The 24,444-nt window shown below is 62.5% G+C and carries 27 protein-coding genes and 1 tRNA gene; 26 read left to right on the top strand and 2 right to left on the bottom strand.

Going from position 1 to position 24,444, the window contains the following annotated elements:
• The first annotated feature begins 10 nt into the window (after positions 1 to 10).
• From BM160_RS07575 to BM160_RS07695, 25 genes are all read left to right on the top strand, one after another.
• Complete coding sequence (locus BM160_RS07575) at positions 11 to 1,663, top strand: terminase large subunit (protein ID WP_092002961.1); 1,653 nt, start codon at positions 11 to 13, stop codon at positions 1,661 to 1,663.
• Positions 1,660 to 2,898, top strand: coding sequence for a phage portal protein (locus tag BM160_RS07580; RefSeq protein WP_092002964.1), 1,239 nt, complete (start codon positions 1,660 to 1,662; stop codon positions 2,896 to 2,898). The genes BM160_RS07575 and BM160_RS07580 overlap by 4 nt, the downstream gene beginning before the upstream one ends.
• Positions 2,899 to 2,900: 2 nt before the next feature.
• Positions 2,901 to 3,536, top strand: a complete 636-nt coding sequence (locus BM160_RS07585; protein WP_092002967.1) for an HK97 family phage prohead protease — start codon at positions 2,901 to 2,903, stop codon at positions 3,534 to 3,536.
• A 6-nt stretch (positions 3,537 to 3,542) separates the two neighbouring features.
• Positions 3,543 to 4,919 (top strand): phage major capsid protein, encoded by a 1,377-nt coding sequence (locus tag BM160_RS07590; RefSeq protein ID WP_092002970.1) that lies wholly within the window; start codon positions 3,543 to 3,545, stop codon positions 4,917 to 4,919.
• Positions 4,920 to 4,975: 56 nt separating this feature from the next.
• The gene (locus tag BM160_RS07595; protein ID WP_143093201.1) at positions 4,976 to 5,314 is read left to right on the top strand and encodes a hypothetical protein; all 339 of its coding nucleotides are present in this window, start codon (positions 4,976 to 4,978) and stop codon (positions 5,312 to 5,314) included.
• A gap of 75 nt (positions 5,315 to 5,389) precedes the next feature.
• Positions 5,390 to 5,704: a head-tail connector protein gene (locus BM160_RS07600; protein ID WP_092002976.1), complete on the top strand. Its 315-nt coding sequence runs from the start codon at positions 5,390 to 5,392 to the stop codon at positions 5,702 to 5,704.
• A 5-nt stretch (positions 5,705 to 5,709) separates the two neighbouring features.
• Entirely contained in the window at positions 5,710 to 6,048 is a 339-nt protein-coding gene (locus tag BM160_RS07605; protein WP_092002979.1) for a head-tail adaptor protein, read from the top strand.
• Positions 6,041 to 6,676: an HK97-gp10 family putative phage morphogenesis protein gene (locus BM160_RS07610; RefSeq protein WP_092002982.1), complete on the top strand. Its 636-nt coding sequence runs from the start codon at positions 6,041 to 6,043 to the stop codon at positions 6,674 to 6,676. The genes BM160_RS07605 and BM160_RS07610 overlap by 8 nt, the downstream gene beginning before the upstream one ends.
• The gene (locus tag BM160_RS07615; RefSeq protein WP_092002985.1) at positions 6,673 to 7,038 is read left to right on the top strand and encodes a hypothetical protein; all 366 of its coding nucleotides are present in this window, start codon (positions 6,673 to 6,675) and stop codon (positions 7,036 to 7,038) included. Before BM160_RS07610 ends, BM160_RS07615 begins: the two co-directional genes overlap by 4 nt.
• 80 nt (positions 7,039 to 7,118) lie before the next feature.
• Positions 7,119 to 7,304 (top strand): hypothetical protein, encoded by a 186-nt coding sequence (locus BM160_RS07620; protein ID WP_143093202.1) that lies wholly within the window; start codon positions 7,119 to 7,121, stop codon positions 7,302 to 7,304.
• Between the two features lie 33 nt (positions 7,305 to 7,337).
• Positions 7,338 to 8,273: a phage tail tube protein gene (locus BM160_RS07625; RefSeq protein ID WP_092002991.1), complete on the top strand. Its 936-nt coding sequence runs from the start codon at positions 7,338 to 7,340 to the stop codon at positions 8,271 to 8,273.
• Positions 8,274 to 8,349: 76 nt separating this feature from the next.
• A complete protein-coding gene (locus BM160_RS07630) occupies positions 8,350 to 8,670 on the top strand; it encodes a hypothetical protein (RefSeq protein ID WP_092002994.1) in 321 nt (106 codons plus the stop codon).
• 26 nt (positions 8,671 to 8,696) lie between these two features.
• Positions 8,697 to 9,071 (top strand): DUF1799 domain-containing protein, encoded by a 375-nt coding sequence (locus BM160_RS07635; protein WP_092002997.1) that lies wholly within the window; start codon positions 8,697 to 8,699, stop codon positions 9,069 to 9,071.
• Positions 9,072 to 9,074: 3 nt separating this feature from the next.
• Positions 9,075 to 13,829, top strand: a complete 4,755-nt coding sequence (locus tag BM160_RS07640; protein WP_092003000.1) for a coiled-coil domain-containing protein — start codon at positions 9,075 to 9,077, stop codon at positions 13,827 to 13,829.
• A complete protein-coding gene (locus BM160_RS07645; protein WP_092003003.1) occupies positions 13,826 to 14,767 on the top strand; it encodes a hypothetical protein in 942 nt (313 codons plus the stop codon). Before BM160_RS07640 ends, BM160_RS07645 begins: the two co-directional genes overlap by 4 nt.
• Positions 14,764 to 15,786 (top strand): hypothetical protein, encoded by a 1,023-nt coding sequence (locus BM160_RS07650; RefSeq protein WP_092003007.1) that lies wholly within the window; start codon positions 14,764 to 14,766, stop codon positions 15,784 to 15,786. Before BM160_RS07645 ends, BM160_RS07650 begins: the two co-directional genes overlap by 4 nt.
• A gap of 1 nt (position 15,787) precedes the next feature.
• Positions 15,788 to 16,771 carry an Lcl domain-containing protein gene (locus BM160_RS07655; protein WP_092003010.1) on the top strand — a complete coding sequence of 328 codons (984 nt, stop codon included), beginning with the start codon at positions 15,788 to 15,790 and terminating at the stop codon, positions 16,769 to 16,771.
• 53 nt (positions 16,772 to 16,824) lie between these two features.
• Positions 16,825 to 17,172, top strand: coding sequence for a four helix bundle protein (locus tag BM160_RS07660; RefSeq protein WP_092003013.1), 348 nt, complete (start codon positions 16,825 to 16,827; stop codon positions 17,170 to 17,172).
• A gap of 290 nt (positions 17,173 to 17,462) precedes the next feature.
• Complete coding sequence (locus BM160_RS07665; RefSeq protein WP_255368723.1) at positions 17,463 to 18,539, top strand: RNA-directed DNA polymerase; 1,077 nt, start codon at positions 17,463 to 17,465, stop codon at positions 18,537 to 18,539.
• The gene (locus BM160_RS07670; RefSeq protein WP_092003019.1) at positions 18,536 to 18,973 is read left to right on the top strand and encodes a hypothetical protein; all 438 of its coding nucleotides are present in this window, start codon (positions 18,536 to 18,538) and stop codon (positions 18,971 to 18,973) included. Before BM160_RS07665 ends, BM160_RS07670 begins: the two co-directional genes overlap by 4 nt.
• Positions 18,970 to 19,416 carry a hypothetical protein gene (locus BM160_RS07675; protein ID WP_092003022.1) on the top strand — a complete coding sequence of 149 codons (447 nt, stop codon included), beginning with the start codon at positions 18,970 to 18,972 and terminating at the stop codon, positions 19,414 to 19,416. Before BM160_RS07670 ends, BM160_RS07675 begins: the two co-directional genes overlap by 4 nt.
• Complete coding sequence (locus BM160_RS07680) at positions 19,409 to 19,789, top strand: hypothetical protein (protein WP_092003025.1); 381 nt, start codon at positions 19,409 to 19,411, stop codon at positions 19,787 to 19,789. Before BM160_RS07675 ends, BM160_RS07680 begins: the two co-directional genes overlap by 8 nt.
• Positions 19,786 to 20,082, top strand: a complete 297-nt coding sequence (locus tag BM160_RS07685; RefSeq protein ID WP_092003028.1) for a hypothetical protein — start codon at positions 19,786 to 19,788, stop codon at positions 20,080 to 20,082. The genes BM160_RS07680 and BM160_RS07685 overlap by 4 nt, the downstream gene beginning before the upstream one ends.
• Positions 20,079 to 20,537: a D-Ala-D-Ala carboxypeptidase family metallohydrolase gene (locus BM160_RS07690; protein ID WP_092003031.1), complete on the top strand. Its 459-nt coding sequence runs from the start codon at positions 20,079 to 20,081 to the stop codon at positions 20,535 to 20,537. The genes BM160_RS07685 and BM160_RS07690 overlap by 4 nt, the downstream gene beginning before the upstream one ends.
• A complete protein-coding gene (locus tag BM160_RS07695) occupies positions 20,534 to 20,998 on the top strand; it encodes a hypothetical protein (protein ID WP_092003034.1) in 465 nt (154 codons plus the stop codon). Before BM160_RS07690 ends, BM160_RS07695 begins: the two co-directional genes overlap by 4 nt.
• 1 nt (position 20,999) lies before the next feature.
• Here the strand turns inward: BM160_RS07695 and BM160_RS07700 are convergent, their stop codons facing one another.
• The gene (locus BM160_RS07700) at positions 21,000 to 22,616 is read right to left on the bottom strand and encodes a recombinase family protein (RefSeq protein ID WP_255368724.1); all 1,617 of its coding nucleotides are present in this window, start codon (positions 22,614 to 22,616) and stop codon (positions 21,000 to 21,002) included.
• Positions 22,617 to 22,628: 12 nt separating this feature from the next.
• Between BM160_RS07700 and rimO the strand changes: the two genes are divergently transcribed.
• Entirely contained in the window at positions 22,629 to 24,014 is a 1,386-nt protein-coding gene (gene rimO / locus BM160_RS07705; protein ID WP_092003037.1) for a 30S ribosomal protein S12 methylthiotransferase RimO, read from the top strand.
• A 148-nt stretch (positions 24,015 to 24,162) separates the two neighbouring features.
• Here rimO and BM160_RS07710 read toward each other — a convergent pair.
• Positions 24,163 to 24,247 (bottom strand) — tRNA-Leu (locus BM160_RS07710).
• Between the last annotated feature and the right edge of the window lie 197 nt (positions 24,248 to 24,444).

Below are 24,444 nucleotides of genomic sequence, written 5' to 3' on the forward strand. Positions count from 1 at the left end.
CGGACTGCCCGTGCTGCGTGGTGACATCGTCACCGGCAAGCTGGTTTATCTTGCGGTGCTTCGGCATTACCAGGACTTGATCGACGGCCCCAAGCGCGGCCTGGTGTTCAGTGCAGCGCATGGCTGGCACGTCATCAGCTACATCGAAAAGTTCTTTGTTCATACCAAGGGGCCGCTGGCACGCCAGCCAATGCTGCTGGACCCGTGGCAAAAGTTCTGGACCGCCGTGTTGTACGGCTGGCGCAAGGCTGATACCGGCCTGCGCCGATTCACCAGGGCCTACGAAGAGGTGGCCCGCAAGAACGGCAAGAGTACATGGAAGGCCCCGCAAGGGGCCTATCTTTTTTCCATGGACGGCGAGGTGGGGGCCGAGGTGTACGCCATGGCCACGACGCGCGCCCAGGCCATGACGGTGTTCAAGCCCGCATTTGAAAACATCAAGCGCTGGGTGCGCAACTCGCCAGGCATTGCCCGCTCATTCAAGGTGTACGCCGGGCTGAATCAGGAAAAGATCGAGATGACCGATGGCAGCGTCTTCGAGCCACTGCCATCCAACGCCGAGAACCAGGACGGGCGCAACCCATCCGCCGTGCTGTACGACGAACTCCATGCCGCCAAAACACGGGACGTGTGGGACGTGATGGAGTCTGCGTTTGGTGCACGCGCCCAGCCTTTGCTGTCCGCCATCACCACAGCCGGCTTCATCCTGGACGGCATCTGCACCGAGGTGCGCGGCTACTTGATCTCCGTGCTTGAAGGAAAACGAATCGACGATTCATTTTTCGGCTACGTCTACACCCTGGACGAGGGCGACGATCACTTTGATGAGCGCAACTGGATCAAGGCCAATCCTGGTCTGGGCAAGTCCAAGACGCTCGACTACATGCGCGGCGTGGCTCGCAAGGCCGCAGCCCTGCCGGGTGCGCTGGTCAATTTTTTGACCAAGGATTTAAACATCTGGTGCAACGGCGCCGATGGCTGGTTTGCCCTGGACGTGTGGAACAAAGGCGGTGCCAAGTTTGACTCCGCCATGCTGCGTGGTCGGCGCTGCTTTGGTGGCCTGGACTTAGCCAGCACCCGCGACTTGACGGCATTCGCCCTCGTGTTTCCGCCCGATGAACCGGGTGGGATGTGGTACGTCCTGGTGCAGTTCTGGTGCCCGCAAGAAAAAGTCACCACGCAAGAGCACGACGACGTTGCGCCCTACCGGCGCTGGGAAACCGAGGGTTGGCTGACCGCCACTGAAGGCAATGTGACCGACTACGGTCCGGTGCGTCGCGCCGTCCAGCAGGCCATGCAGGACTATGACGTGCAGGACATCGGCTTTGACCGCTGGAACGCCCAGCAGTTGTGCAACGAGTTGCTCGATAACGGCGTGCCGCTGGTCGAGGTGCCGCAGAACACCGGGGGCATGTACCCCGGCTCCAAGTGCCTGGAAGAGCTGGTTTACGGCAAGCACCTGCAGCACGGCGGCAACCCCGTGCTCAGGTATTGCGCCATGAATGTGGCGCTGCTGTTTGACACCAACGGCAACTTCAGGCCCGACAAAAAGAAGAGCAATTTAAACGGCCGTATCGACGGCATCGTCGCTTTGACGATGGCGCTGAGCCGGTGTGTGTTGACGGATGGTTCCGATACCTATTTTGAGAGCTTTGCAAAATGAATGTAATCCGTCGCACGATGCTTCGCCTGGCCTTGAAGGGGGTAGAACTATCCCCTTCGATGCCCGAGGGTTGGAAGTTCCTGGGGGGTGGTGAAACGTGGGCCAAGGTCAATGTTGATGAGGTCACGCAGCTGCAAATTTCAGCAGCGTTTTCAGCCATCCGTCTGATCGCCGAAACGGTAGGCACGATGCCCTTGCATCTGTACCGAAAGACCTCGAAAGGCCGGGTCCGTGCAACCGATCACCCGCTCTATGCCCTGGTGCACGATCAGCCTAATGAGTACATGACCGCGGTCGAGTGGAAAGAGGCCATGGTGGTCAGTCTGACCACCATGGGCCAGTCTTACAACTATGTTGACAAGTTTGAGTCAACGGGCCGAATCATCAGTATTCAGCCGGTGCACAAGAACCGCGTCAAGCCAGAGATTGATATGGCTGGTGGGTTGACCTACTGGTTGACCATGCGCAACGGCCAGCGCCTGCGGCTCAAGCGCCCCCAGATTTGCCCAATTCGCGGCTTCGGGGGTGTGGGAGACCTGGAAGGGTACGCGCCGCACAAGATCCACGCCAACAGCATGGCGCTGACGATTGCGGTGGAAAAATATGGCGCTGAATTCTTTGGAAGTGGTGGCCGTCCCAGCGGCATTTTGACGACAGACCAAGAGTTCAAAGCGGTCCAGCGGGATTCGATTCGAGAGAACTTCCAGAAATACCTGGCTGACAGCTGGCGCACCAACAGACTCCCACTGCTAGAAAACGGGACCAAATACCAGCAGGTCACGACGCCCAATAACGAGGCGCAGTTCATCGAGACACGCAAGCAGCAGATCGCGGAAATGGCCCGCATCTACCGCGTGCCCCTGCATATGCTGATGGAGATGGACAAGGCCAGCTACGCCAACACCGAGCAGGCCAATAAGCATTTTCTGGATTACACGCTGCTGTCTTATCTCAAGCGGATCGAGCTAGCGCTCAACAGTTGCTTGTTAACGGCGGCTGAGCGGGTCGATCACTATTTTGAATTTGATGTGCGCGGCCTGCTGCGCGGCGACAGCACCCAGCGCGCCGCGTACTACGTGACCATGCGCAACGCTGGCGCCATCACCCAAAACGAAATCCGTGATCTGGAAAACATGCCACAAATCGAAGGCGCAGATGACCTGCACGTCCCTCTCAACATGGCGCCCAGCGACATGCTGGCCTCCATCCTTGGCGACAAGAACAAAGGAAATTGAACATGGAACGCATCACTGCACCCATTGAAATCAAGAGCGCAGGTAGCGACGGCACCTTTACCGGCTACGCCGCCGTTTTTGGCAACATCGATCTGGGCTATGACGTGATCGAGCCTGGCGCATTCGTGCAGGCCAAGACCACCCGCGACGGCATGTTGCGCATCGCCATCGGCCACCGACTCGACCAGCTGGCTGGCAAGGCTACTTTTCGCCAGGATGATCGCGGCCTCTACGTCGAGGGCAAGCTCAGTCTGGGCGTCAGCTACGTGCGAGACCAGTACGAGCTGATGAAAGACGGCGTTCTTGATGGCTTGTCGGTCGGCTTCAACATTCTTCGAGATGGCGCCGACTACGAAGAGCGCAGCGGAAAACACGTTCGCATCATCAGGGCCGCCGAGCTTTGGGAGTTTTCACTTGTGCCCTTTGGCATGAACCCGGAGGCCCTTGTCGATTCCGTCAAGGCCGCTTCCGTTCGAGATTTCGAGTCCCAGCTCCGGGGCCTCGGATACAGCCAGACCGAGGCCAAGAGCCTGGCGTCTGGCGGTTACAAGTCGCTGGGCCACCGGGATGGTGGCTCGGACAGCGGGACGCTGGCAGACGCACTTCAAGACCTTCGTCAATCATTTAACTGGAACTGAAACACCATGAAAAAATCATTCACCATTACCCGCCAACACGTCACCATCGTGTTTTTGCTGGCCGCTGCTGTCCTTGCCGCCTTAGCCCTGATGGGGCATCCGCTCATCCCTGCCGAGGCCTTCGCGGGCTTGGGCATGGTCCCTATGGCCATGTCGGGCGAAATCGATGTCAAAAAGCAAATGGAGCAATTGACCGATGTTGCCAAGGCCGCCAAGGATGCCATTGACCAGGTTAAAAAATCACACACTGATCTGGACGGCCGGGTAGCCAAGCTGCACGAGGAAATCGCCTCTGGCAAGGCGGATTCCGTCACTAAGTCTGCATTCCAGGATGCCGTGGTTCGGGTGGAGAAAGCTGAGGCCATGCTGAGCAAGACGAATGCTGAGCTGACCGAGCTGGCCCAAAAGTCGGCCAATCTGCTGGGCAGCGGTAACCAGCACAAAAGCCTGGGGCAAATGGCCGCTGCATCCGACGCTGCCAAAAGCTACAAGGGCGGCACGGTCGAGCTGTGCGCCATGGCCGCCCCTTTGTTTGGCAAGGCCGCAGTCACCTCGGGCGCGGCCAGCGCGGGCGCCTTGATAGAGGCCTACCGCGTGCCCGGCATCATCGTCGGCCCTGACGCGCCGCTGACCATCCGCGACCTCTTCATGGCTGTATCGATCAGCAGCAACGCCATCGAATGGGTGCGCGAATTGCTGTTCACCAACGCCGCCGGCGCGCAAAACGGCGAAGGTACAGCCAAGAACGAAAGCGGCCTGACCTTCGAGAAAAAAACCAGCCCGGTCGAAACCATCGCCCACTGGATTCCGGCCAGCCGCCAAGTGCTGTCCGATGTGCCCCAGCTCAGCGGCATCATCGATGGCAAGCTGCGCACCGGTCTGAAGCTCAAGGAAGATGCCGCCCTGATGTTTGGCGACGGCACCAATGGCAACTTGCTGGGCCTGGTGCCCCAGGCCACCGCGTTCAACGCTCTGCTGAGCAAGGTCGGCGACACCAAGATCGACATGCTGCGCCGCGCCATCCTGCAGGTAGCCAAAGCCCAGTACCCGGCTACCTTCCAGGTACTGAGCCTGGAAGACTGGGCCGAAATCGAGACCATGAAGACCACCGACGGCGCCTACATCTTCGGCAGTCCGACCAATGGCACCGCCCCGCGCCTGTGGGGCAAAAGCGTGGTTGAAAGCCACGGCCTTGAAACGGGTGACTTTCTCGTGGGCTCCAGCCTGGCCGCCACAATCTGGGACCGCGAAGACGTCACGGTGCGCGTGGCCGAGCAGCACGCCGATTTCTTCATCAAGAACATGGTCGCCATCTTGTGCGAAGAGCGCTTGGGCTTCACGGTCGAGCGCCCTCAAGCCATCGTGTCAGGCGCTTTCGCCTGATTTTTTAACCCCGCAGCGGCCCCCTTTGCGGGGTCGCTGTATAGGAGTGAACCCCTATGCAAGTACTGAAATCTTTTGTTGATGGCCAGGGTCGTCGAATGAAGCCAGGCGCGGATTTGCCTACCGACTACGACAGCGTCACGCTAAAGCACTACCAGCGTTATGGCATGGTGGGCGAGGCGCTGGCAACTGCCAAGCCTGTGAAAGGGTCGCCTGCCAAAGCGGCTAAAGGTGAAAAGGCCAAGGGTGGTTCGCCCGGCAACCCTGATCCGGCGGCGACTGACACCGTGCAGGCAACTGCACAGATCGGCGCCTTTGGGCCGTCCGAAACCAAGCCTGCCGGCCCCGATGAAACCAAGGCGCCAGTTAACACTGACGCCGATCCGGCGGCCTGACTCTTCTCTGTGTGATGCGCCCCGGCCTCGGGGCGCATTGCATGGCGACGCCCATCATCCCCAAACGAACACACCATGCCAATCAAACCCACCGTCGAGGAGGCCCAGCGCCGCCTGCGTATCGACGCTGACCTGGCGGCCGATCTCGAATCGGCGATCGACCAGGCGCATGCCGAAGCCTTGGCCTTTCTGGATCTCAGCCTCTATGCCGATGACGCGGCCCTGGCTGCTGCGGCGGACGCCAGCGGTATTGTGGCCACTGCGGACATCATTGCCGCCCAGCTGCTGCTGACCGACGCGCTCGTGGGCAACAACAGCCTACAGGACCGAGAAAGCAAGCGAGAAGCCGCGCGCAACATGCTGCGCCCCCACCGTCGCATGGGGGTCTGAAGGATATGCACTCACAGCAACTCGACAAGTTGATCGAGATCCAGCAGCACCAGGTGAGCAAAGGCCGCTCTGGCGGCATCGTCAAGAACTGGGGCGTGTTCCTGCCGTCCGTGTACGCGGCGGTGCGCCACCTGAGTGGCAACGAACGGCAGGCCACTTCGGCGGCGGGCGGGCAGGTCGCCGTGGCGCGCACCGAATTTCGTATCCGTTTCCGGCCAGGCATCACTGGCTTGATGCGCATCAAGCATGGCGAGGCCATTTACAACATCGACCATGTCAACCCTTTGAACGAGGGTGGCGACTGGCTCATCCTCACCAGCTACACCGGAGTCAACAATGGCTAAATCCGAAGTCATGGGCATTGGCGACCTGAAACAGCGCTTCGGCCAGCTGAAGAGCGGCATGGAAACGCGCACCAGTCGGCTCATGGTGGTCGCTGCCGGCGGAGTACTCAAGGCCAAGGCCAAGTCCATCGCGCAGGCCAACGGCTCGGTACGTACCGGCGCCATGGTCAAAAACATCGTCATCAAGCGCGAGCCTCAGGCGCCAAGCGGCACCACCCAGTACAACCTGGGCGTGCGTCATGGCCGGGATCTGACCAAAAAGCAAAAGACCGGCGGCAAGCACCTGGCCGTCACCGGCGGCGGCCGTATCTCGGTCCGCTACCACGACGATCCTTACTACTGGAAGTGGGTTGAGCAGGGGCACAAGATCGTGCCGCGCAAAGCGGGTGAAACGGGCGCAACAGGCCAGACGGTCATTACCTACACCCGCAAAGGCCGCAGCGGCAAGATGGTGACGTACACGCGCAAGCGCGGCACAGACTCTCTGCGCGCACGCCGCCAGGGCGTGACGGGCAGTGTGCCCGCCAAGCCCTTTATCGGTCCAGCAGCAGAGCAAGGCAGGGAGCAGGCTATCACCGCCATGGGCGAGCGCCTGCAAAAAGAACTCGACAAGGCAGCCCAAGCATGAGCACCGTACACGAAACCGTGACCGCCGCGCTCTCGGCCGTCTTCCCGAATGCCTGGGCTGTCGAGCTGCCGCCCATCCCGGTCTGGCCTGCTGCCGTGTTTGACATCGACAGTGCGCCGGAAGAGGCCTGGTGCAGCGGCGGCGGCTACACCCAGCACGACGTCAACCTGATCGTCTTGGCGCGCACCATTGAGGAGCTCGATGTGCTGCTGCCCATGTCCGCTGGCGGCACCCTTCGCCCGGCCCTGGAAGGCCTGGACTCTTACCAGTATGAGGATGCTTGCGGCGATGCGGACTATGAGCCCGATCCCGCCGTTTATGCCCGTTTCCTGACCGTGCGCCTGCGCACCCCCCGTTACTAACCACCTGGAGCCACTTGATGACCAAACGCACCGCAACACCAGCGGCGGCGGGCGCAGCCGCGTCCGCCCCTGCAGCCACCGTGCAGACGTCTGCACACCAGCCAACACCGCCGCACCCACGCGATGCGCACACCGGCGAGGGCGGACGCTACGTGCGCGATCCCGCCACCGGCATCCGCACCCGCGTGCCCGATGCGGTGGCGCCGGCAGCAGCTGTCGACCCCCTTGCCGCCGAAGCCGAAAGCGGCAGCACCACCCTCCCGTAACCCTGCAATCCCGATAACTTCGAAAGGTCCACCATGGCCAAATCCATGAAGAAAATGCTGCTGCTGGCGAAAATTGAAGCCATCAGCGGCACCGACAGCGCCCCCACGCCCGTCCTGAATGCCATCCTGTGTCGGGCCTTCATGCCCGAGCCCATCACGGCCGAGCAGGTCGGCCGCGAACTGATCCGGCCCTACAAGGGCAACAGCGGCAAGCTGACGGTCGGCGAGCACCGCAAGTTCACCTTTGAAGTCGAGCTGGCCGGCAGCGGCGCCGCCGGCACCGCACCGGCCTGGGGTCTGCTGCTTGAGGCCTGCGGCTTTGCCGAGACCGTGACGGCGGCCACCGACGTCACCTACGACCCGGTCAGTGAAGGCGAGCCCACGTTGACCCTGTATGGCTACCTGGACAAAACCAAATTCATGGTCACCGGCGCCAAGGGCAATGTCAGTTTCGAGACCAATGCCAAGGGCATCCCGGTCATGAAGTTCGAATTCATAGGCGCCTACAGCACCCCCACCGAAGAGGCAGTTATGCCCGTGGGTGTCGACTACAGCGCCTTCACCCAGCCCAAGACCGTGGGCAAGGCCAATACGCCCACCTTCACCTTCCATGGCTTGTCGGCCTGCACGTCGGCCTTCAGCGTGGCCTGGGGCAACAGCATGAGCTGGCGCGAGATGATCAACTGCGCCGGCGCTCACAGCCCGGACCGCCAGCCCACCGGCAATGTCACGATGGAACTCCCCAGCGTCACCACCAAGAACTGGGCCGAGGTCGTGCGCGAGGGCACCGTGGGCGCCTGCCAGCTGGTGCATGGCACCACGGCGGGCAACATCATCGAGCTCAACCTGCCCCAGATCCAGTGCGGTCCCTTCACCCTGCAAGACGACCAGGGCGTGGCCATGATGTCCATGCCCTTCGATCTGCTGCCCTTGCTGGGCGACGACGAGCTGCGCATCGTCGTTCGCTAGTTCCGATACCCCTTTTTGTCCTCCTGAGCCACCCCTGCGGTGGTTTTTTTATTGCCCATTACCTTTTTAAAACACCATGTTCAATCTCGCCCCCACCCAGACCTTCAAAGAAACCGTCACCGTTAGCGTCAAGCAGGAAAACGGCAGCTGGAAGGAAGAATCCTTCACCGCCGTCTTTGACCGTGCGTCCGAAGATGATCGCGAAGAGTTGCTGGCCCTCAAGCATGTGGAGCTGGTGCGCCGCAAGCTGGTCGGTTGGCAGATGAAAGACGCGCAAGGCCAGGACGTGCCTTTCACCCCTGAAAACCTCGAAGGGCTCCTGAAGCTCACCGGGGCCGTGCGCGAAACCGTCATGTCCTTCTGGCGCGCCAACACGGGTTCACGCGAAAAAAACTGATAGAGGCGGCGCGCTGGTGGGCTGGTGTGCGCGATGACGCGCCCGGCGCCTTCGATGTCGACGAAAGCGTCATCGAGGGTATGCAGGCCTGGGGCGCGCCGCCTGAAGAGCTGGCCAAGGCGCGCGAGCAGATGGCGAAAGCCGAGCCGGTGGCGGACGCCGAAACCTTTGGCGTCTATGCCGAAAACATCCCCGTGGTCAATGCCTTTTTCAGCCTGCGCACCCAGTGGCAATACGCCGGCATGGCCGGCCAGCGCATGGGCTTTAACTATGCCGGCGTGATCAGTTGGCTGGCTTTGAATTTTCGACCGCGCCGCCGCCGCGCGCTCATGGCCGACCTGCAGCTGATGGAGTCCGCCGTACTGGCGGCAGACCACGAGCAAAGAAAAAAAGAGGAATAACCCATGGCAGCACTCGGATCACTGGTCGTCAAGCTCGGGCTTGAGTACGCCCAATTCACCGGCGGCCTCGACAAGTCCGAGCAGGCCGCGCTCGCGGCAGGAAAGCGCATCCAGGACACCATGGATGGCCTGGGCCGCAAGATCGCCACCACGGTCGGCGCCATCGCCGGCGGATTGGCTGCGGGCTTCACCATTTCGGCCTTCAAGAGCCTGATCCACGACACGATCGAAAGCGCCGCCAAGCTCAACGACCTTGCCATCCAGACCGGCGTCACGGTCGAGGCCTTGTCGGGGTTGGCAAGCATTGGGAAATACAGCGAGCAAAGCGCAGATGCCATCTCCAGCGCTATGAGTAAGCTGGCCAAAAACATGGCGGGTGCCAGTGAGGAGAGTAAAGGCACCGGCAAAGCCCTGGAAACTCTAGGCATCGACTTCGATAAGTTCAAGAAGATGTCGCCGGATCAGCAGATGCAGACTGTGGCCAAGGCCATGGATGGTTTTGCCGATGGCTCCGGAAAAGCTGCCGTCGCTATGGCGCTCTATGGCAAAGAGGGGTTCAAGATGCTGCCCTTCTTTAAGGACTTGGCGACAGCAGGCGAATTGCAGGCCAAGGTTACGGCCGAGCAGTCAGCTATGGCTGATGATTTTTCTGACAACCTGATGCGGCTGGAGGTAAGCGGCAATGCCTGGAAGAAGAAATTGGCCCTGGACATGCTGCCTACCATGGCGGATTTTGTCGAGGTCCTGTTGGAGGCATCAAAAAAAGGCAGTGATCTTGATGGCGTGCAGAAGACCCTGGCTGGTGATCATGGCGTAGAGGATTGGGCCGACCATGCTGCAATGGGCCTGGCTCGGCTTATCGACGTCGCAAAAATTCTGCCGTCCTTGTTGTCTGCCTTGGCGGGTAGCTTTAAGGTTGTTTGGGCTGATGTCGAGACGGCTGACAAGGCGGCAACGCTTCTGAATCCAGTCGCCTTATCTGTCGCGGTGGCGAGTGGTAAGAATCCCTTCGCTGAATTCAAGGCGCAGCTAAAAGACCGGAACAAGACACTTGCAGACGCAAATGCCGGTTACGAAAAGCTGATGGCCATAGAGGGAAATGCTACTGAAAAGGCGATGGCTGCCCGCATTGCAGGACGCAAGGCGGAAAGAGACTTTGCGGTAAACGCTGACGCCAAAGACTTACGCGCGCGCGCTGAGGCTGCCAGTACGGGGAAGCCTAATCTCGATTTCACCAATATCCTCGACAAGGACAAAAAAAGCGCCGACGGCGCCGCCGACGCCATTGGTGCACTGATCGAGCGGTTGCGTGGCCTCGACAAGCTGCAGGCTGCGCAAACGAAAGAGTCCACCGCAGACCTGCAGTCCCGGCGCAAGCGCGGGCTGCTCGGCGAGATCGACGCCATCGAGCAGGTTGCCGCCGCTGAGATTGCGTCCCTGACCGTCAGCAAGGGCCTGTTGCAGGACGAGCTGGCGGTCTATGCGACCAAGAAAGCCGGCCTGAAGGATGTGGCCGCCACAAAAGCCAAGATTGCCGAGCAGGAAGAAAAGATAGGCGCGCGTGAAAAGCAGCTCAACCGCGACCTGTCCGAGCGTTATGCAGAAGTCAATGCCGAGGCCGACAAGCGCATCGACGCCCGTATCCGCGACACCACTGCGCTTGAGCAGCAGCTGCGCGACATGGAGTTCGAAGCCTCCACCATCGGCAAGACTGCTGAGCAGGTGCGCGTGCTCGACATGGCGCGCACCGAGGAGATGGCCACGGCCAAGGAGCGCCTGGCTGTCACCCTGCGTGCCCGTGACGGCAACAATGCCGAATCCGATCAGCTGGAGCGCCAGGCCGCACTGCTGCGCCAGATCGCAGGGCAAAAGGGCGCCAATGCCATCGCGCAGGAAGCCGCCGCCGGCTGGAAGCAATTCACCGACTCCCTCTATAACGGCCTGACCGACTCCCTGTATCGCGGGTTTGAGTCCGGCAAGGGCTTTTTCAAGTCATTTTTGGACGGCATCAAGAACACCCTCAAAACAACCACGCTCAAGCTGGGTGTGCAGCTGGTGGCGGGCGTCGCGACTGCCGCCTTGGGCTTGCCGGGGCTCGCCAACGCGTCCGGCGGTGCAAGCAGCATCGCCAATCTCAGCAACCTCTCCAGCCTGACCAGCGCATTCGGTGCCGGCATGACGGCGGGCGCATCCACCTCATCGCTGATGGCCGCCAATGCCGCTCAGTTCGCGGGCGGTGATGGCCTGGGGACGCTGATCGCCGCTAACGCGCAATGGGCGGGCGTGGCTACCGGGTCAGCCTCGGCGGCGCAGGCCGCGATTGCGGCCAACCTGGCGGCAGAGGCTGGCGCTGGCGTGGCGCTGGCTTCCGGCACCACGGCTGCCGCTGGTGCGGGTGCTGCCGGCATCCTGTCCACCATCGGCACGGCCATGCCCTATATCGGCGCCGCGCTGGTGGCGGCTCAGATGTTTGGTTTGTTTGACAGCGGCAAGCCCGCCTCCAAAAACACCGGCGAGAGCACGATCAACTATGACGCGGCTGGCAACCAGGTCGGCCGCAGCGGCCGCTTTGGTGAGTCCGCATCTGCCGATACCGCTGTGGCCGGCCTGCAGGCATCCTACGCCTCGCTTGCTGCATCCCTGGGCATTGGCCGCACGGCCGCAGCCTTCGGTGCAGGCGGCAACAGTGACGGCGAAACCGCCCACTTCGGATTTTCCAGCGCAGTGGGTGGCCGCACCTACAGCACCGCCGACAACACCGTTTACTCGAAAGAGGCCTACAGCCTGGAAGCTAGCCGCGCCGTGCTGTCCGCGCTGCAAGGCTCCGAGCTGCCCAAGCATCTCGCGGGCGTCTTCGACGGCATCACGGCATCAAGCGCCACGCAAGACCAGATCACCGCCGCGCTGAACGGTGCCCAGGCGCTCAAGGTCTTTCACGACCAGTTGCTGCAATTGCCCTTTGCCCAACTGGCCGATCTGAGTTTTACCGCCACGCAAGGCCTGATCGCGGCGGCCGGCGGACTGGACAAGCTGGGTGCCAATCTGACCAGCTATTACGACAACTTTTACAGCGAGGCCGAAAAAACCGCAAACACCTCGCGCCAGATCACCGAGGCCCTGGCCGCTGTCAATGTCGCCATGCCCAAGACCAGCGAAGCCTTCCGCGCGCAAATGGACGCGGCGATTGCGCTGGGTGACGCGGGTGCGCCCGTGGTGTCCGCGCTGCTGTCGGTCAATGGGGCCTTTGCCACCATGGCCAACAGTGCCGAGGCGGCACGCAAGGCCACTGAGGACGCCAGCAAAGCGGCTACGGAAGCCGCCCACAAGGCGGTGGTGGACGCGGCCAATGCCGCCGTCGACACCGCCTACAGCACCCTGGAGCGGGCCGTCAACGCCCAGAAAAAGATCATCGATGTCGGCCGTCAGGTCGCCCAGGAACAGGTCAGCAGCCTCAAATCCATCTTTGACAACCTCAAGAGCAACGTCAAAGACCTGTATGGCGCGGTGGATAGCACGCGCCTCCAGGCCGCCGACCAGGCCAACGCCTTCATCACGCAGGCTCTTTCGGCCGCGCAAAGCACTGGCCGCATGCCCGACGCCGCCGCACTGGCCGAGGCCATCAGCGGCGCGCGCGCCGGCCTGGACCCCAATCAGTACGCCTCGCAGTTTGAGTTTGAGCGCGACCAGCTGGTGCTGGCCGGCAAGCTGAGCCAGCTGCAGACCATAGGCGGCAAACAGCTGAGCAGCGCCGAGCTGGCGCTGAAGGCCGCCGAAGACCAGCTCAAGGCGCTGGACGGTGTGCTGGAAACCGCCAAGCTGCAGATCGACGCCCTGCACGGCATCGACACCAGCGTGCTCAGCGTCGCCGACGCGGTGCAGCGACTCGCCGACGCCATCCTGGGCGCCAAGACAGCGGCTGCCGGCGTGGGTCTGGGCGGCACGGGTGCGGGCAGCGGCTACACCGCCAGCATCAGCCAGGACCAGCTCAAGGGCTACAGCAGCGCGCAGCAAGACGGCAGCAACTACCAGTCCTTTATCGACAAGTACACGCTGACCGATGCGTATGCGGCCGGCGACTACGCCAAGGTGCAGGACCTGATCAACAAAGCCGGCCTGAGCGACATGGGCCTGAAAAACCTGGTCGGCCTGAGTGATGCCGATCTGGCAATGCTGCAGGGCCAGGGCATCCACGGTGTCGCAGCCGGTCAGGCTAACGCTGGCTGGGACTTCATGGTCGGCGCCAGCGGCCCCGTCACCGGCGGCAACCAGGCCGCGCTCGCTGCCGAGTTGGCGGCGCAAGGTCAGGCTGCGCTGGCCGCCGGCAACGAAGCGGGTATTTATGCCGAGGCCCTTGACCGTGGCCTGAGTTCTGCTGACCTTGACAAGCTGTTGGGCCTGGAGTCTGGCGCTTCTGCCGGCTGGGCGGCGGCCAACGGCCTGCCAGCGTTTGCCGGTGGTGGCGATCACATGGGCGGGCTGCGCATCGTCGGCGAAAACGGCCCCGAGCTGGAGTCCACCGGCCCGTCGCGCATCTTCAATGCCAGCCAGACGCGCTCCATCCTTTCTGGCTCTGGCAGTGGCGGCAACACCGCCCGCTTGGAGTCGCTGGTGGAGACCCTGACCGAACAAAACAAACAGCTGCAGGGCCGGCTCGAAGCCATCGAGCGCAATACGGCAGGCCTGCCGCAACTGGTGGAGCAATTCGACGACGTCAGCGAAGGCGGAAACGCCGTGCGCAGAGGGGTGCTGGTCGCATGAATATTCTTCTTCCAACGCTGGTCACGCCCGCCATGTTCGGCGCCGGCACCACCATTCCCGCCGTCGATGCAGCGGCCGGCGAGGTGGAGTGGGTATTGGGCGGCAGCTATGTCGTCGGCGCGCGGCGCGTGTGGGAAGGCTGGATTTACGAGTGCACCAAGGATGCGCCCGCCAGCACGCTGGTGCCCGGCACGGGCGCGGCTGCGGCGACCTGGTTGCGCGAACGGCCCAGCAACCGCATGGCCCCGTTTGATGAGTACCTCTACACCAAGGCCGAGGCCGTGGGTGAGTTGACCTACGTGCTGCAGCCGGGGTTTGTGACGGGCCTGGCGATCTACGCCGCCGAGGCCGACCGGCTGCAACTATGGGTAAAGGACGAGCCAGACGGCGTGGACCTGATCGACCCGATCGACCAGGATCTGTGGAGCCAAGCCTATGGCGAGTTTGAATACCTGTTTGGCGACCTGCAGCGCGCCACAAAGCACACGCTGCAAGGCCTGCCCATGCGCCCCAACGCGGAGATCACGATCAAGCTTTCGCGCAACAATCCCGCCGAAAAAGTGGCCGTCGGCTACATCCAGCCGGGCCAGTGGCGCACGCTGCTGTCGCCGCTCAGCAGCACGGAGGGCGGCACCGAGTATGGCGCCGACGTGGCGCCCAAAAGCTACAGCTACTACAAGCGCAACAACGATGGCACCTACGCCCGCATTGCCGGCAGGCGCGCCACCAACATCAGCGCGTCGGTGCAGATCGGCGCCGCGCAAGCGCCCGCCGCCAAAAGCCTGCTGGATCGCATCCTGGATATACCCGTGCCCATCGAGGCCAGCAGCCTGCCGCGCTACTCGCACATCTCCACCGTGGGCTTTGTCACCGGATCGGTGACGGCCGAAAACTGGGCCACGGCCCGTGTCAACCTGAAGATCGAAGGAAACGTATGACAGACATCGTCGCACCGCCAGAGGCGCCAGTGGTGCCGCCTTACCCAGCACTGGGCAGCCCTAATTTCAACGCCGAGGCCTACGCCTACGGCTCGTCCATGCCCGCCGTAACGCAGCGTCAGCAGGAGATCGGGCAGGCGGCCTATACCAACGCCGTAGCCTCCAAGGAGCAGGCCTTGGCTGGGCAGGCCACGCACGAGCAGGCCGTGTTCGATGTCACCAATATCAAAAACGCCGCAGTCGCTGAAACCACAGCGATCAAAAACGCCGCAGTCAACGAAACCACGGGCATCAAGGATCAGGCCAAGGGCTTCCGCGACGAGGCCGCCCTGAGCGCCCAGGCCGCGCAAAGCGCCGCCGATTTTGTGGGCCGCTGGGCCGATCTCGCCGGCCCCTTGGCCCCGCCCGCCACCGCCTGGCATGGCGGCAAATTCTGGGTGCTGCTCGATGCGCTGGCCGATGTGGCCGCCGCAGAGCCTGGCGTGTCTGCCGCCTGGAGCGTGGTCGGCAGCGAGGTGCCGCACATTGCCTACGATGACCGCGCCACGCTGCGGACTGCGCAGACTGCGGTTGGCGACCAGGCCATAGTGGCCGGCCTGGGCCTGTTTGTCCTGACGGCCGCCAGCGACGAGCCCGACGACGACGAAACCTGTTTTGCCCATGCCGCCGGCAAATGGCTGCTGGAATCCGCTCACCCCGACCTGCTGGCTGCGTGGGAGCTGCCCGACGACGACGCGCGCGACGAGCTGGGCAGCATCTTGCGCGCCACGGCAGCCTGCCCGCTCACCACCATTGCCGCGACATCCAGCGCGGCATTCATGGCCAGCGTTGCAGGCGCCACGGTGGGCTGCGCCGTGCTAGCCAGCCCATTGGCTGCGCTCGACGCCAGGCTGGCCGTCACAGCCCGCGTGACGACCCCGGGCGCCGTCACCATCACCCTCAACAACCCATCCGCCGCCGCAACCACTGCCGGCGGCGTTCCTGCCAACTGGCAGATCACTGTTTTCAAGGAGTTTTGACATGCCTCTCTTACGCGCTGTGCGCTTATTCAACGCCCTGGAGGCTGGAACGCTCACGGGCGCCCAGCTCCAGGCCTTGCTCGTGGCCGATCCGGCCCGCGTGTCGGAGTTGTCCGTCATGTTCGGCATGCGCGGCCAGGCGCGCCGCATGACGGCCTCGCCCACGTCATTTGGTGCCTTGCTGGGCGGCACCAGCGCCCTGAATGCGCTGGTGACAAACACCGTCTTTGTGCGCGAGGTGGAGGCCAATCCCCTGGCCAAAGGTCTGTTGCTGGCGAACCCGACGGCCACAGCAAAGCTGGCCGCCGCCCGCGCCGGGCTTGATCCGGCGGCCCATGCGACCACGGCATCCGTGTTGGCTGCCGTCTTTGCCGCACCATCGGCCGCCGCCGTGGCTGGGGCCATCTCTATTGAGTCTGTGTTTTTTGAATTGCTGCGCAGCGCGCCACAGATGGCCGCCGTGGACGCCAGCGCATCACTGCGCTCCTCGGTGTATGGCGCCCCGCTGGCGGGTGGGTATTTCGGCGTGATCAACACAGTGGGTGCAGACAAGTACGCGGTGGTGCAGGCGCCCAAAGAGGCGGGGGAGCATGCAGGCGTTTTGTGGAAAACCTCGCAAGACGACTCGGCCAACACCGCTAACAACGATGACGGCCTGGTCAATGCCAATGCCCAGAACAACGCGGCGCATCCGCTGTTCCAGTGGGCGCGTGGACTGGGAATCGGTGGCTACACGGACTGGGCGCCGCCGGCCTATAACGTCATCCAGGCCATCGCGGCAAAACTCCGCTCCGGGGTCGCCGATAGCACTCCATTCAAGGCTGGGGGCGCGCAGGCCTACGAGGCCGTCCCATACTGGTCGGCAACCCAGCACCCGAGCACCACGACCACCGCGTGGTATGTCGATTTCTCCGATGGCTCTGTCGCCAGCACCTACAAGAACGGCAGCTATCGGGCTCGGGCTGTCCGCAGGATCAAACTTTAATTTTTAATCTTTAACCCTGCCCGGCACAGCCGGGCAGGGCGACGGAATTTGCCATGTCCAACCACTTGCCCATCTACAAGAGCACCTATGAGCTGCTTCGCGTCACAGCGGAAATAACGCGGTCGATGCCAAAGGACTACAAATCTTCACTCGGCACCCAAATCAAGACCGAGTGCGTGGGACTTGTAACCTGGATCTACCGCGCCAATGCCGCACAAGACAAGCGGCAGCTCATAGGCGCTCTTTTGGAGCGGCTGCAAGTGGTGCAGTTACTGTTGCAACTGAGCGCAGACCTGCGCCTGATCAGCATCCCCCAACACGCGCGCACCATCGCTCTGACTGACGCCATCGGGCGCCAGGCGGGCGGGTGGCGCAAAGCACACCGCGCTCCCGTTGTGTGATGGTCAAGGCCACCACACCCATGAGTTTGATCTGGTCTCGCCCCTGGGCCACAAGCCCACGGCCATGCGTACCCACCGTAACCACTGCCCAGCCGGGCGGCAGGACGGGCGCAGTTTCCGCAGGGAGCAATCCGCGCGGCGACGTAGATAGCGAGAACCTCCCCAGCACCCGAGCAACACGACCAACGCGTGGTATGTCAATTTCTCCGATGGCTCTGTCACCAACAACAACAAGAACAACAGCTATCGGGCTCGGGCTGTCCGCAAATCAAACCGAATGCGATGTCACCGTGGAGGATTTGCTGCAGGCGTGGCATGACTGCCGTAAAAGAAAGAGCAACAGCGCCAGCGCCATAGCGTTTGGCGCGCACCTGGCGCGCAACATCATGCAGCTGCACGCTGAGCTGCATGACGGCACCTACGCGCCAGGCCGCAGCATCTGCTTTGTCGTCCTCAAGCCCAAGCCACGCGAGGTGTGGGCGGCAGACTTTCGCGATCGCGTTGTGCATCACCTGCTCTACAACCGCGTGGCCGAGCGCTTCGTGCGAGCTTTCAGCACCGATTCGTGCGCCTGCCTGCCTGGGCGCGGCACCCTTTACGGCGCCAGGCGGCTGGAGTCCAAGATCCGGCGCGTTACAGAAAATTGGACCGTGCCCGCGCACTACCTGAAATGCGACTTTGCCAATTTCTTCGTCAGCATCGACCGCAGCATCCTGCGCGCCCAGCTGGCCGCAAAAATCCACGAGCCCTGGTGGCTCTGGCTCGCCGATGTCGTGTTGTTCCACGATCCGCGTGCCGACGTCGAAGTGCGATCTTCGCCCGAGCTGATGGCCCGCGTGCCGCCGTACAAAAGTCTGTTCAATCAGCGCGCGGGCTTTGGGCTGCCCATTGGCAATCTGAGCAGTCAGTTCTTCGCCAACATTTATCTGGATGCGCTTGACCAGTTTGCGCAGCACGAGATCAGGTCCATGGGCTACGTGCGCTACGTGGACGACTTCATTTTGCTGGAGCGCGATCCGGCCCGGCTGGTGGCCGCACTGGCGCGCATCGAGGCCTTTGCACAAGAGCGCCTTGGGCTACGGCTCAACCCAACGAAAACCATCCTGCAGCCGGTGGATCGCGGTGTTGATTTTGTCGGGCACATCGTGCGCCCGCATCACACACGCACCCGCAAGCGCCTGTTGGGCAACGCGCTGCGCTCCCTGGAGCGTGAGCCTGACGCCGCGCAGCGCCGCAGCGTGGCCAACAGCTACCTGGGCTTGATGCGCCAGGGTAAGGATTTTCACCGCCGCGCGCAGCTGGTCAAGGCCTGCAGACTGCTCGGGCATTCCCATGAATCACACGCAGAAAGGGTATTTTTGAAATGAAACTGATCATCCAAGGCGGCCGCATTGCGGCCACGGCAACCGACGCTTACGCCGGACCAGGCGAATACATTGCAGCGCCTGACGATTTCGACGTCACACGACTGAGCGAGTATGTTTATGCCGAAGGCGTGTTGACGCTGGCTGTGGCGACCCGATTGACGCGGCTGGCGTTCCGTGGCCGCTTTACCCAGACGGAAAAGGTCGGGCTAGAAATGGCCGCCCTTGACGACCCGACGGCGCCGCTTCTCCAGCGCCAGCAAGCGGCAGCGCTGCGGGCGAGTCTGGCCGATATGGCTGCAGCCACTTACATTGACCTGAGTCGCGCTGATACCCGTGCAGGCGTCGAGCAGCTTGAGGCTGGCGGGCTGCTGGCTCCGGGCCGCGCGCTGGAGATTCTGGATGCGCCCGTGCAGCCCGAGGAGCGACCGCTGTGAAGGTCGCGTTTTACAAAGGGCGCAAGCGCCTGTTTAACCGGCTGACGGCCTGGTGGCTGCGTGGCGACTACTCGCATGTCGAAATCATCCTGGGCACCGATGCGGCAGGCCTGGCCATTTGCGCCAGCAGTTCGATGATGGACGGCGGCGTGCGCATCAAACACATGCGACTGGACCCGGCTCACTGGGATGTGATCGAGGTCGGCGGCGATGCAGCGGCTGCCTGGGCTTGGTTGGCTGAGCGTGAAGGCCAGGGTTACGACTACCTGGGCCTGTTGGGTTTTGTCGCCCGCGTGCTGGGCCACGACAAAGGCCGCTGGGTCTGCAGTGAGGCCGTGGCCGCGATGTTGGGCATGCCTGATGCCTGGCGTTTCGACCCCTGCTCGCTCTATGCGGCGCTGTCGCGGCCTTGCGGTCATGGCGAGGAGGTGGCGCATGCCTGAGCCCACGTCCACTACCGGCGCAGCTGGCGCGGCCCTGGTGGCCATCTCCTCATCCTTGGTTGGCGCCAAGTACGGCGCCATCGCCACTGTGGCTTTTGCGGCATTTGTCGGCACCTTGATTTCGCTGGGCGAGGTGGCCACCACCGGCCGCCTCGATGCGCTCAAGTATGTGGGTCGCTACGTCTTGATGGCGGTAGTGATCGCCGGCACGCTCAGCGCGCTGGTCGAGATTTACTGGAGCATTCCAGCGATGGAAGTCCTGGCGCTGGTGGCCTTCCTGATCGGCTGGATCGGCAGCCGCTGGCAGGGCGTGCTGGGGGCCGCCCTGAGTGGCTTGTCGGCACTGGCCGGGCGCAAGGGGGCCGGCCCATGATTGCCAAGCTGTTGCTTGTGCTGTTTCAGGTGCATGCACTGGCGCTGCTGATGTCGTGCTTTTGCCGGCTCGCCAAGACCTCCAAGGCCAATACGCTGCCCTCGGTGCGCTGGGTATTCACCGGGCTGTCCATCGTCTCGGCCTGGTGCGCGGCCGCGCCCTGGCTGTTCGCGTACCGGCCGGATCTGATTTCCACCGCCCTGGTGTGTGCCATCACCTACACCCAGATCGTCACCAGCCACCACTGGCGCCGAGGGGTGCCGCATCAATTTTTGAAGGAATCCAAGGAATGAAACTCACGCCCCATTTCACCCTGGCCGAACTGACGGCCAGCAGCAAGGCCAGTCAGCTGGGCCTGGACAACATGCCAGCCGAGGAGATCGTGCCACGCCTGGTGCGCACTGCCGAGATGCTGGAGCGCATCCGGTCCACCCTCAATGCCCCCATCGTCGTCACGAGCGGCTACCGTGGTCAGGCGCTCAATCGGGCCGTGGGCGGCGTCACCAGTTCAGACCACACCCAGGGACATGCCGCCGACATCGTGGCGCCAGGCTACGGCTCGCCCTACCAGATCGCCAAGCTGCTGGCGCCGCTGGTGGCCACGCTGGGTATCGGCCAGCTGATCTTGGAGGGCGTGAAGGGTAAGCAGTGGGTGCACGTCAGCACCCGCGTGCCTGACAAGACCGTCAACCGTGTCATCACCATTACCGACGCCGGCGCGCAGCTGGGCATTCAGGAGTTGGCATGAGCTGGCCCCTGCAGCTGGTGCTGGCCCTGGCCATCTTCGCCGCCGGCGGCGCGGCCGGCATCAAGTATCACGTCGGCGTGGATGCCCAGCGCGAGCTGGCTGCAAAGGACTTGCGCGAAAGCGATGCCAGGCAGCAGCGCCAATTCAATGACACGGCCGCCGGCAAGCACGCCACGGCCGTGGCCACCATCTCAAACCAACTCGGAAACGCCCGTGAAAAAATTGCCCAACTGTCTGGCCGCTCTTGCCTTGATGCTGGCACTGTCGGCATGCTCAACGCCATCGGTCGTGAGTCAATGCGAGCCGCTGCCCGCGAACCTGCGGGTACGGCCCAAGCAGCTGCCACTGATCGGGATGTCAGCACAGCCATTGCCACCTGTCGAGCTGGGTACGGGGAAATTGAAAGCCAACTGAATCAGATACTGGACATCGAGGACAGGCGGCATCCGCCGGCGCCATGACTCATGTGCAGGCGCCCGCCATGCTCTCGGCCGCAACCCACTCGCCCTTGGCGTTGATCCGCAGCACGCGCGCCGTTCCCCCCTTGGCGACCAGCATCATGTCCATCATGCCGGGTGGCGTCTCGCTGGGCCGCACACCCTTGTGGTAAATCACGATGCGCTCAAACGTGTCGGCGACCAGCTGGCGCGTCTGTAGTCGCGAATCGGTATCCTGCGCCTCGACACCCTCACTCAGCTTGCGCCAGATCTCGTCCGCACCCGTCAGGTGGGTGCGGGCGCTGGCGGCCAGGTCGCGCTCGGCCGCGACGATCTCGGCCTGTTGTATTTGCTGCTCAGCCTCCAGTTCGCGGGCGCGCTTGGCGAATGTTGCCGGCACGCTGCCCGCGCTGGCCAGCATGGCGTCGGTCAGCCGCTCCAGCTTTTCCGTCAGGTCGGCGACCCGCTCCCGTGCCGTCGCCAGGCGGGCACGGGGCGCGGCCGCACGGTCGGCGCCATAAAGTGCCTGCAGGTTGACGATGTCAGAGCAATAAGACATCAGCGCCCGCTCGATGGGCGCGACCGACGTGGAGCCAGCGACCGGGCAGCCGTCGCCGTAGGCTTTACTGGTGCAGTGCAGACGTCTGTGCCCATCCTGGATGCGGCCGCCGGGCAGGCGGTTGCGTGTGCCAATGTTTTGGCCGCAAAGCGCGCGGCCGCAGTAGCCGCACAGCGTAATTCGCATGCCGGTGATGATGTGTGGCACTGGCCCCTTGGCAGTCCGGCGGCCACGGCCGCCAGCCACCGCCTGCAGCTCGGACCACTCGGCCGGTGTGAGCAGGGCAGGGTAGTAGCCGGGGAGGTTGTATTGCTCGCCGGCCAGCAATAGCTCTTTTTCGCCTATCAGGGCGCGCTGGTGGATCAGGCGGTAGATCTGCAGCGCCTGGGGGCCGCGCCCGGTCAGCGACAGGCCACGAGTGTGCAACTCACGCACAATGCTGCTGGCACCATGGCCGCGCCGGTACAGATCCAGGCCGGCATGCACCGCTTCTACTCGGCTCGGCACAATTTGCCATTTGCCGTCCACCAGCTCCAGCCAGGCCGGGTCTTTGCCATTGCGGATCAGCCCGGTGTAGGTGCCCGCCATCCAGCCCTCGCACTGCCGGCGAATGCTGGCCAGCACCCGCTTGCTCTTGGTGTCGCTCTCTTCGTGGGCTCGAATCATCACCAGCAGCGAATAGACCAGGTCCATGGGATTGGCCTTAAGGTGCTCGCGGCTGTAGGTCTTTCCGTCGCTGGCCGTGACGACGGTGATGCCTGCATTTACAATCTGGGCTAGTTGCGCTTGGGCCTGGATGGGCTCGGCGCGGGAGAGTCGATCCAGTCCCTCGACGATCAAGACCGACCCAACTGGTACGCGGCCGGCATCAACCGCCGCCAAAAAGACTCCCAGGGCGCCCGATTTGATGTGCTGCTGATGATAGGCCGAGAGGCCCTCGTCCTTTAGGGAGAGCGAGTCGTCAAGCTGCAGGCCGTGCTCCTCTGCCCAGCGCGCCGCATACGCGCGCTGCCGCTCGCCGCTATGACCAGCTGCTTGGCGCGGATCAGAAAACCGCATATAGCTATAAACCAGACCACCCATAACGAACCCCTTATGACCACACAATTAGACCGCGCCCCACGTATAGGTATGGTATCGCTAGGTTGCCCCAAAGCGCTTACCGATTCCGAGTTGATCCTGACGCAACTCAACGCCGAGGGCTACCAGACCTCCAAAACCTTTGAGGGCGCGGATCTGGTGATCGTCAATACCTGCGGCTTTATCGATGATGCCGTCAAGGAAAGCCTGGACACGATTGGCGAGGCGCTGGCAGAAAATGGCCGGGTCATCGTGACCGGCTGTTTGGGCGCCAAGGCGGGTGAGGGCGGCGGCAACCTAGTGCGGCAGATGCACCCTAGCGTGCTGGCGGTGACTGGCCCGCATGCCACGCAGGAGGTGATGGATGCCGTTCATCTGAATTTGCCCAAGCCGCATGACCCCTTTGTGGATCTGGTGCCCAATTCCTTTGGCGTGGCCGGCATCAAGCTGACGCCCAGGCATTACGCCTATCTGAAAATCAGCGAAGGCTGCAACCATCGCTGTACCTTTTGCATCATCCCGTCGATGCGGGGTGATTTGGTGTCGCGTCCGATTGGCGATGTGCTCGGTGAGGCCAAGGCCTTGTTTGAGGGTGGCGTCAAAGAGTTGCTGGTGATCAGTCAGGACACGTCGGCCTATGGCGTCGATGTTAAATACCGCACCGGCTTCTGGGATGGCAAGCCGGTCAAGACGCGCATGTTGGAGCTGGTTCAGGCGCTGGGCGAGATTGCCGAGCCTTACGGCGCCTGGGTGCGTTTGCACTATGTCTATCCCTACCCAAGTGTGGACGAAATACTTCCTCTGATGGCCACGGGCAAGGTGCTGCCGTATCTGGATGTGCCTTTGCAGCACAGTCACCCGGATGTGCTCAAGCGCATGAAACGCCCGGCCAGTGGCGAGAAAAATCTGGAGCGCATTGCACGCTGGCGCGAGATTTGTCCCGAGATCGTGATCCGCAGTACCTTTATTGCCGGTTTCCCGGGCGAAACTGAGGCCGAATTCGAGCATTTGCTGGACTTCATGCGCGAAGCCAAAATTGACCGTGCTGGTTGTTTTGCCTATAGCGCCGTGGAAGGCGCCACGGCCAACGACATTCCCGGCATGCTGCCTCTGGAGTTGCGTGAAGAGCGACGTGCGCGGTTTATGGCGGTTGCCGAAGCCGTTTCAAGCCAGAAGCTGCAACAGCGCGTGGGCGCCACCATGCAGGTGTTGGTGGACTCGGCACCAGCCTTGGGGCGCAAGGGCGGCACCGGCCGTTCTTATGCCGATGCGCCCGAGATTGATGGCGTGGTCAAACTGCTGCCGCCTGAGAAGATCAGCAAAACGCTGAAGGTCGGCGAATTTACCCGGGCCCGCATTGTTGGTGTCCAGGGTCATGATTTGGTGGCGCTACCCATATAGAACTTGCTTGGTGCTGAAAAGGCTTCGGCAGCCCTGTACTGGTGACGGGGTAGTGCGAAGCTTTTTTGCGGCCATGTCAGCGTCGCCTTTCGCAAGTTTGGGCTGAAAACAAAAAAGGCCTCTGTTTTCACAGAGGCCTTTTATTTTCTGGTGCCCGGGAGAGAACTCGAATCTCCACATTTTGCAATACACGGACCTGAACCGTGCGCGTCTACCAATTCCGCCACCCGGGCATGCGCGTAGTTTACCACTGTGCGAGGGGGGTGATTCCGGTTCGGATGGATTTTTGCCTGACATCGGGCACAAAAAATTGTGCGTCCAATCTGGCGATGTGTTGATCCCGAGAATTTTTCGACAGCTCGGTTGCGATGATGATGCGTTGACGAATGGTTCTACATTCGTAGATCGGAAAATAAAAAAGGCCCCTGTT

Source organism: Polaromonas sp. OV174, from assembly GCF_900112285.1.
Classification (GTDB): Bacteria; Pseudomonadota; Gammaproteobacteria; order Burkholderiales; family Burkholderiaceae_C; genus Polaromonas.